The sequence below is a fragment of the Coleofasciculus sp. A1-SPW-01 genome, from assembly GCF_040217205.1.
Taxonomy (GTDB): domain Bacteria; phylum Cyanobacteriota; class Cyanobacteriia; order Cyanobacteriales; family Coleofasciculaceae; genus Coleofasciculus; species Coleofasciculus chthonoplastes_A.
The window spans coordinates 1-9,819 of sequence record NZ_JAVJNP010000183.1 but is presented as its reverse complement, the minus strand read 5'-3'; the positions used below and the strand labels follow the sequence as shown (position 1 = coordinate 9,819).

Annotated in this window: 10 protein-coding genes; 3 read left to right on the top strand and 7 right to left on the bottom strand. The window is 44.6% G+C overall.

Features of this window, described 5'->3' with window-relative positions; all coding sequences use genetic code 11:
* The 4 genes from RH949_RS27125 to RH949_RS27110 form a co-directional block, all read right to left on the bottom strand.
* A partial coding sequence (locus tag RH949_RS27125) for a helix-turn-helix domain-containing protein (protein ID WP_446357524.1) occupies window positions 1-196 on the bottom strand: 196 nt, incomplete at its 3' end.
* Window positions 197-230: 34 nt separating this feature from the next.
* Window positions 231-947, bottom strand: coding sequence for a reverse transcriptase domain-containing protein (locus tag RH949_RS27120; RefSeq protein WP_446357522.1), 717 nt, complete (start codon window positions 945-947; stop codon window positions 231-233).
* Between the two features lie 23 nt (window positions 948-970).
* The gene (dusA, locus tag RH949_RS27115) at window positions 971-1,987 is read right to left on the bottom strand and encodes a tRNA dihydrouridine(20/20a) synthase DusA (protein WP_446357520.1); all 1,017 of its coding nucleotides are present in this window, start codon (window positions 1,985-1,987) and stop codon (window positions 971-973) included.
* 194 nt (window positions 1,988-2,181) lie between these two features.
* Entirely contained in the window at window positions 2,182-3,243 is a 1,062-nt protein-coding gene (locus tag RH949_RS27110) for an aromatic ring-hydroxylating dioxygenase subunit alpha (protein WP_446357518.1), read from the bottom strand.
* 161 nt (window positions 3,244-3,404) lie between these two features.
* Here RH949_RS27110 and RH949_RS27105 point away from each other — a divergent pair, with 161 nt between their 5' ends.
* Together RH949_RS27105 and RH949_RS27100 are read left to right on the top strand one after the other, a co-directional pair.
* The gene (locus tag RH949_RS27105; RefSeq protein ID WP_446357516.1) at window positions 3,405-4,553 is read left to right on the top strand and encodes an MFS transporter; all 1,149 of its coding nucleotides are present in this window, start codon (window positions 3,405-3,407) and stop codon (window positions 4,551-4,553) included.
* Window positions 4,554-5,001: 448 nt separating this feature from the next.
* Window positions 5,002-5,868: a hypothetical protein gene (locus RH949_RS27100; RefSeq protein WP_446357514.1), complete on the top strand. Its 867-nt coding sequence runs from the start codon at window positions 5,002-5,004 to the stop codon at window positions 5,866-5,868.
* Between the two features lie 2 nt (window positions 5,869-5,870).
* Here the strand turns inward: RH949_RS27100 and RH949_RS27095 are convergent, their stop codons facing one another.
* Window positions 5,871-7,271, bottom strand: a complete 1,401-nt coding sequence (locus tag RH949_RS27095; RefSeq protein ID WP_446357512.1) for a UDP-N-acetylmuramoyl-tripeptide--D-alanyl-D-alanine ligase — start codon at window positions 7,269-7,271, stop codon at window positions 5,871-5,873.
* 336 nt (window positions 7,272-7,607) lie between these two features.
* Between RH949_RS27095 and RH949_RS27090 the strand changes: the two genes are divergently transcribed.
* Complete coding sequence (locus tag RH949_RS27090; RefSeq protein ID WP_044209480.1) at window positions 7,608-8,882, top strand: hypothetical protein; 1,275 nt, start codon at window positions 7,608-7,610, stop codon at window positions 8,880-8,882.
* 134 nt (window positions 8,883-9,016) lie between these two features.
* On the opposite strand, the gene pth is transcribed toward RH949_RS27090, so the two are convergent.
* Together pth and RH949_RS27080 are read right to left on the bottom strand one after the other, a co-directional pair.
* A complete protein-coding gene (gene pth, locus RH949_RS27085; protein ID WP_446357510.1) occupies window positions 9,017-9,610 on the bottom strand; it encodes an aminoacyl-tRNA hydrolase in 594 nt (197 codons plus the stop codon).
* A 3-nt stretch (window positions 9,611-9,613) separates the two neighbouring features.
* The coding region (locus tag RH949_RS27080) for a zinc ribbon domain-containing protein (protein ID WP_446357508.1) at window positions 9,614-9,819 on the bottom strand (206 nt) is incomplete at its 5' end.

The window sequence follows — 9,819 nt, the reverse complement described above, 5'->3', positions numbered from 1 at the left end:
GCTTTAAACTTTCTACACCCTGAAAAAGCGCTTGATTTTTCCATTGGCTGATAAAACTGTGAGAAACTTTTAATAGTTCTTTGACTTCACGATAAGATTTTCCTTCCAAAATCATTTTTACCGCCAAGGCTCTTTTAATTTCTTTGGTCTCTTTTGTCTGATTGATAAAATTAGCCAATTCATCTATAATGTTCATCTTTTGTCTTTTTACTAGGGATGTATTATTACTATTATATCTGTTGCGACCTATTTAGGGCTGCTATATCCATCTCTTTCATCTCTTTCATCTCTTGATCTAATTCAGCCAAATAAATCGAGGCTAGTATGTTTGAGATGGATAATCCTTGCGGCACTCCCTTGCCTTCTATATATTTGCCTTTATCTTTTTTTCTATAGTTTTGAGGAACAGCGGGCGTTTCTATAGCTCTTTGAATGAGTTTTATGATTTTTATAGATGGGATTCTCTCCTCTAATTTACAAATTAGCTTCTCTCTATTGATTGAGCCATAGAAATTTTTGATGTCAGTACGAAATATTGCTACTTCAGAAGGCTTTTTATTATTTAAAACTTTTATAATTTCAACTATATAGGTATTGGCGAGTTGACGGTGGACACATTCCGGAAATACCTTGAACAAAAGTTCTTTTAAGATATATAAAACAATTCGATCGCGTACAGTGGGAATGGCTATAACTCTTGGCGGCTTACCCCTTCCCTTAGATTTTAATAATTCTAAGTAAGGCGAAAATTTATAAGTTCCGCTTAAACACTTATCATGAATGACCTGAATCTGAGACTGAGCTTGTTTTTCAAATTGTGAGCCATTTATTCGATCAATGCCTTTAGTTGTGTTATATTTGAATTTTTCTTCATATATTTTATTCAATGAATCGATTTCACACAATGAAGTTAGGATTTGTTCTGGAGTCTGAGAAGTATTAGTCATGGAACAATAGGACTATATTTCATCTAAGTGACATCTGGTACTTTCGCCAAGGCTTCCCGCACTACTTCAGAACCTACACCCGGAATACAAGACTTTTCGGTTAAATGTCGCTTCCAAGCACGACTTCCAGGTTGTCCAGAAAATAATTGCAGGATATGACGGGTAATTTTATTCAGCTTCAATCCTTTAGCTACCCAATGATCAATATAATTCAACATTCCTTCCGCAACCTGATGGCGAGTGGGGGGTATACATTCCTCTTCAAATATCTGACAATCAGCTTGAGCAAACAGGTAGGGATTATCATAAGCGGCGCGTCCAATCATTACCGCATCGACAAATTTTAACTGTTCCTGTACCTGTTCTAAACTGGTAAATCCGCCGTTAATCTCAATAAATAACTGAGGAAACTCTTGCTTGAGGCGATGCACATCACTATACCGTAAAGGGGGAACCGTGCGATTTTCCTTGGGACTTAATCCCTGTAACCACGCCTTCCGCGCATGGACACTAAAATGCTGACATCCGGCTTCTGAGACAATACGGACAAAGTTTGCCATATCCTCATAGCGATCGCACTCATCTATGCCAATCCGATGCTTGACGGTAACTGGTATTGTAACCGCCTTAATCATCGCTTCCACCCCCCGCGCCACTCGTTCCGGTTGCGCCATCAGACAAGCACCAAAGTTGCCATTTTGCACGCGATCGCTCGGACATCCTACATTAAGATTAATCTGGTCATACCCCATCCCTTCAGCAATTCGGGCGCATTCGGCGAGTTCTAGGGGATTATCTCCACCCACTTGCAGCACTAAGGGTTTCTCTTCGGCGGAAAAACCCAAGAGGCGATCGCGATCGCCATGTATAATTGCTGCACTGGTCACCATCTCGGTATAAAGGAGAGTGCGACGGGTAATCTGGCGCATAAAATACCGAAAATGGCGATCCGTGCGATCCATCATCGGCGCGATACTTAAGGGATAAGTTCCCTGGATGGTGTGAGGTTGAGGTAGAACGACGGTATTGGAACTGACCATTGGCGTGTAGAATTTGTCTGGATGCGATCGCACTTCCGATCAGATCCAGACTAACAACTCAGGGACTTCCAAAACATCTAGCCGACAAGCCACTTGAGTGAACGACAACACCTGATCACGATCAATCTTCAATCCCAATCGTCAAATCTTCTAACGATTGTTAGACTTCACCCAATTCCTTTTCCGTGGATGGCTCAAGTTCCTGTCTCCTCTGAGTCAGTACCTGCTTCATATTGTCGCCGGATCAACCGCTGTATGGCAATGATCGCGGGATTGACTTCCACATAGCGACGCTGGGGATTTGCCAGATAGGTTTGCTGCTCACTTTCCATCATTTCAATATCTTGATTGAGAAATCGCATAAATACAAACCGTTCCAGTATGGTAGACAAGAGGGGGTCGAATAGCTTACGGAACCATTGGGGTAGGGGAATCTTGAAAAAGAATAGGGCAAAGGAACGACTTTCCGTTAGTCCGATGGGGAGGCGCATCAGGTAGAGGTTGGAGACGCCTTCGAGGGAACTGTAATAGTGGGGATAGCGATACTGTACCGATATCGTGCGGCGAGTCACTTGATCCGCGCGATCGCTCAACCCTAACCATTGAGCCATACGCCCTTTATAGGAGACATCGTACTCCGCACAGACAGTATTTTCCGTTTCCTGCAACCGCTTGAGAACTGGATCAAACCATCCTTGCAGGTTTTGGTGCAAAAATCCATGAAAAACATCCATGGTATTTTCATTACAAATCGAGAAATGAGACTTCATCCTGGCACTCACGGGAACCATAAACCAGTCCGGATGGTCAAATTCTGGCATATCTGGCAGTTGACAGGTTTTGGCTAAGGTAGGATCTCCAGGAAAGATCCAAATCAGCTTGTATTTTTCCTGAATTGGGTAAGTACGAACTTGAGCGCAGGGTAGTTTCTGTTCCGGGGGAAAGTAGGGAATGCCTACACATTTTCCTGCACCGTCAAACTGCCAGCCGTGATAGGGACAGGCTAAATACTCATCCTGAACAATGCCTTTGTGCAGTTCCACACCTTTGTGAGGACAAGCATTTTCTAAAGCATGGAGTTGACCGGTGGGAGTTCGGTAAACGGCGATGGATTGTTGCCAAATCTTGACAGGTAAGATTTGACCGGGTTTGATTTGATTTGCCCAAGCCACTGAATACCAGTAGTTGGGGTTAATCCCTACTTCTCTAATCGCGTTTTGAACGTTTTGGCTAGTTAGCGTTGTCGTCAGTTCCATATCGGAGCCTCTGTTGTCGATTTATTTGACAATATGTAGCCTGGAATTTTTTATGAGTCAATCGATTGTCTTATGTCTTATGTCTTATGTCATTCGTCCTTCGTCTACCCTGTCCCTTTGCTCTCTGCTATAGTTGTCAAAATCTTTAGGTATTTTAAGTTATGTTACGTGATCCTCGGCTGTTAGTGCTGCTAGTCGCCGGCTCTCTCACCACCATGGCGGGGGGAGTGGTGGCGCCAATTTTGCCAGAGATGATCCAGCAACTTAACCTTGATCCGGCATTAGCAGGGAATTTGGTCAGCCTGCATTGTCTAACCATTGCCCTATTTAGTCCACCATTAGGAATTGTGGCAGATCGGATCGGTCACTTGCGGGTGCTGATTCCGTCATTAATTCTCTACGCCTTATTTGGCACAGCCGGTGCCTTCATGCACTCACTAATGCCGTTGTTAGTCGTGCGGGGACTATTAGGTGCCGCCAGTGGCGGAATTGCGGCGGCGAGTTTGGGCATCTTGGGAAATATGTATGAAGGCGAAGCGCGATCGCAGGCGTTGGGATACGCAACCAGTACCCTAACTATTATGGGCATTGCTTTCCCCCTACTTGGGGGTTGGGTGGGTTCATTTCACTGGCAATGGGCATTTGGTCTGTATGGCATAGGACTACCTATGGCAATCTTAGCCGCACGGTTCTTACCGGAAAAATCCTCCCCAAAAACCAAGGCAGACGCTAAAGATGCTGGAAGTAAACTGCGCCAGGTTTTAGGACGCCCCTACACCCTACGCCTCTTATGCACACTCAGTTTGGTATCCATTGCGATGTATGCGGTGGTCATTTATGCTCCGCAATATCTCAAACAAACCATTGACGCCACAAGCGTGGTTAATGGAATTGTTTTAGCATCACGGGCAATAGGCGCAGCCATTATATCAGCATTTGGCGCGAAAAAACTTGCCCAGCGCTGGGGACGACCTACGACTGTTGCGATCGGGTTAGGTCTGATGGCGTTAACTTTAAGTACGATTCCCATCCTGCACCAACTGGGTTGGATTTTGGTGACGGCTGTATTCTTTGGTATGGGATTTGGTTTGGTACTCCCCACCCTTTACGGCACTCTGGCGAATCTAGCTCCCCCAGACCTGAAATCCAGTGTACTAGCGGCTGGGACAGGTGCGGGGTTTTTGGGACAGTTTATATCTCCGATCCTGTTAGGACCCGTGTTAGCGTTCTGCGGTTTAGAGTGGGTGTTCTATGCGGCGGCTATTGTGGCACTATTGGCAGGATTGTTGCTATTTGCTCATCAGCAATAGGTCATTGGTCTGGGAACAGGGAACACCTCGGCTTCGCTCGGTGTGTAACAGGGAACAGGAAACAGGGCATTTCACTCTTATCGTTTTGTTCTCACCCTGATATAACTAAACCAGCCCCAACGCTAAGTTGCTGCTTTACTTTCCCTTTAAACTATCTACCAATTCTTAAAGATTTGAGTAATCTAGACGTGAACATCTATCTTCCTGGTTAAAAATTGGATACGATTACATAAACACAGGAATCATAAACATTTCAGGGACAAAAATCATCTGAGTTTAATCTCGTTAGAGTTAATTATTCCTTAGATTTTGTCCACCTAATTATCTACCTTATCTTTATCCAATTCAGACCATGACTTGCCCTTAGAGGTGTATCGTGCATCAATCCCCAATTTATTTCTCAGAAACCTAAACTGTTCCTTTCAATGGATTGAAAGATATACCTAAAATGATGTTCATTGATGTTGTTTCTAATCCTACCGCAGGTATTGAGTTTAACTCCTTTCAAAAGGGTAATAATTACTTAAACCGTATTCGTCGTTTTATTCTTGCCAAGAAAATCGGCAAGATGAAGACAAGTGATATTCAGGCTCAATCTCAAATTTCAATTTTCCAGGATATTGATTTTACCGAGACTATTCACTCACTGAAACACAACGGAATTTATCAAAACCTTAACCTTCCTGAACCGATTATCCAAGAAATCCGAGACTTGGCACTGACAAATACTTGCCATGAACCCAATAATCCTCAATTCAGTTTTAATGTCTCCGAAAAAGAAGAAGTGATGAGGCAGACTGGAAAACTATTAGTTCGGGGAATTTACAACAAAACTATAGTATCATGTCCAGCAATCAAGAAATTAGAAACTGACTCAACATTATTAGCAATTGCTGCTACATACCTCAACGCCGAACCAATTCACCAAGACACTCAGCTTTGGTGGAGTTTTGCCGTAGAGTCAACTCTGTATGAGCGACGTCAAGAGGCTCAGAGGTTTTATCAAGCCACGAATAACCCCCGTAGCTTGACCTTTTACTTTTATCTAACCGATGTGGATTTGTGCAGTAATCCTCACGTTTGTGTACTGGAGAGTCACCGGAAGAAAAAACTTGCTTCTCGGTTTTTGTACAAAGACCATTCACTCCGAGAAATTAGCCAGTATTATGGTTATCCTAATATAACCTCTATTTGCGGTAAAGCAGGTTTTGGATTTGTAGAAGATGGCCGTTGCTTTCGCAAAAAAAGCTCTCCCAGCAGTAGCGATCGCTTAACCTTGGAACTCAAATTTACCGCTAAACCTCGTTCGATTTAAGTTTAGAGTTTTTCCGAAAGTCGGGGCGATTCCTGACTCAATTCGCCAGACATTAACTCTCGAAACTGATGCAAAACCCGATCCAAACCCACAGAACGTGAAGCTTTGAACAGTAAGCGATCGCCTGGTTGCACAAATTCGGTTAAATGCTGTACCAAAGCGTCGTCCTCGGCAAAACCTTCGCTAGGTAATGCCGAAATTCCCCGAGTAATCGCTTCGGCTTCCCTATCCTTAAGGGTAATGAATACCGCATCTAATTGAAGTTGCTGGGCTTTCTGTCCAACTTGCTGGTGCAGTTGTTCCGAATGGTCTCCTAATTCCTTCATTGATCCCAAAATAGCAATGTGTCGCTTACCCGGCGTCTGGGCGAGGAGGTGTAACGCCGCGATCATGGCTTCAAATCCAGCATTATAGGTTTCATCGAGAATCACGATATCATTAGGCAACTCATAGCGTTGCGATCGCCCCCCAGACATCTGAACCGATAATCCTTTCCTCAAGGGTGTCCAATCAATCTGGAGATGTTTCGCCACGGCTAGGGCGGCTAAATAGTTGAGGGCATTATGTTCCCCCGGTAAGGGTAAGGGAAATGTGATACCATCCACCATTAGCCTAAACAAGTCAATGAGTTTTCCCTGAACATCACCCCCGTTTAAGCCAAACGTCAATGTTTCCCCTTGCCAAACCGTAGCCGCCGTATCCATTAAGCGTTGGTTATCATGATTAAGAATCGCCATGCTTGTATCCGGCATCTGCGCCAATAACTCACATTTTGCTTTGGCGATCGCATCCTCCGATCCTAAAAGTCCAATATGCGCCGTCCCCACATTCGTAATCACGCCAATCGTTGGACGGGCAATTTGGGTCAATAGGGCAATTTGCCCAGAACCCCGCATCGCCATTTCAATCACGGCATAATCATGATTAGAGTCTAATTCCAGCAATGTTTTTGGCACACCAATCTCATTATTGTAATTTGCCTGGGTTTTCAGGACATTGCCTTGAGTAGACAAAACCGCCGCGATTAATTCCTTCGTCGTCGTTTTTCCAGCAGAACCCGTAACCGCAATCACCGGAATATCAAACTGATCACGCCACCATCGAGCAAGTTGCTGATATGCCTGTAGAGTATCATCGACTTGAAGCTGGGGTATGTCCTGAAGATGATACCCTTGGTCACGGTTAGTAATCACTGCGATCGCCCCTTTCTTAATCGCTACCTCAGCGTAGTCATGTCCATCAAAGGTTTCTCCCCGCAGCGCTAAAAATATTTGACCGGGTTCTAGGTTACGGGTATCAGTAGTAATACCATAGACCCCATTAACCGTCATCGGCACGGACAGATTAACCGGAGTAGCCGCGAGGACTTCGATGAATTGGGTTAACGAAAGCTGACAAGGCATAGTTCCAGGATGGTGAATAGGTTATGGCTGGTTGTGGGGCTTCTCGCCGGATAAGCTAAATCGCGTTTTATTCTATATTCACTGAATCTTCACACTTTTGCGGCATTATTTTACAGTATGATCCATACTTAGTTTAGTATGCTTATATATAGAGATAATATAGTTTATTAGATTTAAGCAACTCTTGACCAAGCTCGTTTAAGCGGGGTAATTCATAAAATGGATCAGGGTTTTCGGTTGTTGAAATACAGGGCAAGTCAAATTTGAGCTTAGATCTGCCAAATTCCATTCAAATCAACCAGCCCACGACTTTTGCGCGTAGGGGGGTAAACTGAAGTGAATACTAGTACTTGGACAGACTCTGACATCAGACAAACTAGCTCACAAGAGCAGCAACTGTACGACCATATCCTGTATTGCGTACAGGTAGAATCTCCGACGCAGACGCTTGAACGCTTCAAACAGCTATTCATGGACGGCTCTCGATATCCAGAGCCGGAAATCTGGATGGTCTTGGAAAAGCTAGCAATGGATAAGCAGGCTGAGCAAGAGTTCAAGTTCATCCTGAATCGTTGCTGTCACATTCTGATTAATAGCTGGCAAATACAACCGCAACACCAAAGCGCCATCCCTGAGTTGGTCGCATTACTGGATAATATTCCACCCACAACCGGGGTTTACTCTCGCGGTTCTAGGCGTCTGCGACATCTGCTACAGCTTTTCAAAGAAACCGACCAATATCTTACCCTACATCGCTTATCTCAGGTGGTCGGTGAAACATCCACCAGTTCTACAGAAGTCGGACCCCTCATTCAGCGATACCCCTATCTGTACGAACACTGTTTGCTGAGTGAAGACAGCAGTTATGAACATCAACAAACCGTCCGGCAAATTCAATCCCGGCTTCAGCAGCGCTTCGAGCTAGATTTGTCAAAGTACGTGACTTATCAGGTGCGATGCGCCCAAATGAAACGTCAGGACTCGAAAGACGCTTCGACTAAAATTATCCAACCTGTCAAAAATCCCACCCTTCTAACGGATCATGAGTTGGGGACTGCCCTAAAACAGTTTGTCGGCAAAGTCCAAGGCTCTCATACGTGCCGGGATCTGGCTCAAAGTTTCCTCACCCATAGTAGCCAGACTCCTTGCTACAAAGACTTTAAGGACGATTTGTATGAGTATCTGACAGCTTCCATTAATCCAGCCTACGGAAAACGGCAGTTTAATAGCCGATTGCATGAGCATCTGAAAAATACCTTACCTCAAAGTGATAATCAGAAGCCCAGCGAATTTCTGATTTTGCGAACCTGTAGCCAGTTATTAAATTTTCTGGTTGTTGAGAGTTCTCAGCGCCCTAAACATTTTGTTTTTGTCGATCTAATCACGAATTTAGGGGCAACGGTTACAACGGTGTTGCTACTTAAAATCGTGCTGCTGTGTCGTAAAGTTAAGCCCTATTTGGAAAAGCGATTTTCTATTTTGTTTAATCATTACGAGTCTTCCACGAGAGACGGTGTACCTTGGTTAATTAAGTCTCTGGAAAATTTGAATGTGGCTTTTAGTATTCATTTTGGTAGAGCTGACCTTTCCTGTCTGAGTCAAATTATGTAAATTGGTCATTGGTCATTGGTCATTGGTCATTCGTTAATTCAAAACCAGGTTCCCTTGGGCAAAGTCAAGTAGGGCGAGTTTAGTCACATCTGGGTGCAAAGGAAACGATAGTAGTGAAACTCGCCCCTACACACTCAACACTCAATTATCCGGCTGTTGTAGAGGCTCATTGCCTTTTCAACTCCTTCCTTTAGCGAGAGTTCTATGGAGTCAACGGCGAGTTGGATAACTTCGGTGATGATCTTAGATTCGTCAGGAGAGAATTTGCCCAAAACGTGACCGACGGTGTTCTTTTCTGGGTCAGACTTGCCAATTCCAATGCGTAGGCGGGGGAAACTTTGGGTTCCTAGATGCGCGATCGCGGATTTCATGCCGTTGTGTCCTCCCGCAGAACCTGACAGGCGTATACGTAGCCGCCCCACGGGTAAATCAAGCTCATCATAGACGATCAAAACGGATTCTGGGGGCATTTTATACCAATCTATCGCGGCACGAATCGCTTGCCCAGAACGATTCATGTAGGTTAGGGGTTTGAGTACACGTAGTTTGTCACCCGTTAAGCCACGTCCTTCTGCCAACAACGCTTGGAAGCGACGATTTTCGCTCCAAGAAATTTGCACCCGACGGGCTAGCTCATCGACGACTTCAAAACCAATGTTATGACGGGTTTTGTCATATTTGGGTTCGGGATTACCCAAACCTACAATTAGTTGAGGAATCAGTGACATCTCCTACACCAACCTGAGTACAGTTATGGTGTAGGCTTCGCAACCAATCCGGCTATTGCTTAGGAGGCGTTGCGCTTTAAGAACGGGATGCCCCTCCGCTCTATTTTTTATGTTGATAGCTGCGTTATGATCACGGTCAAGACTGCATCCACAATGGGGGCAATCATGCCATCGAACGTGCAACTTTTTGGGTACTTTCTCGCCGCAAT

Coding starts and splice junctions, on each gene's coding strand:
- RH949_RS27105 (WP_446357516.1), top strand. CDS start 3,405: ATGTTACGTGATCCTCGGCTGTTAGTGCTGCTAGTCGCCGGCTCTCTC.
- dusA (WP_446357520.1), bottom strand. CDS start 1,987: ATGGTCAGTTCCAATACCGTCGTTCTACCTCAACCTCACACCATCCAG.
- RH949_RS27100 (WP_446357514.1), top strand. CDS start 5,002: ATGATGTTCATTGATGTTGTTTCTAATCCTACCGCAGGTATTGAGTTT.
- RH949_RS27095 (WP_446357512.1), bottom strand. CDS start 7,271: ATGCCTTGTCAGCTTTCGTTAACCCAATTCATCGAAGTCCTCGCGGCT.
- RH949_RS27110 (WP_446357518.1), bottom strand. CDS start 3,243: ATGGAACTGACGACAACGCTAACTAGCCAAAACGTTCAAAACGCGATT.
- pth (WP_446357510.1), bottom strand. CDS start 9,610: ATGTCACTGATTCCTCAACTAATTGTAGGTTTGGGTAATCCCGAACCC.
- RH949_RS27120 (WP_446357522.1), bottom strand. CDS start 947: ATGACTAATACTTCTCAGACTCCAGAACAAATCCTAACTTCATTGTGT.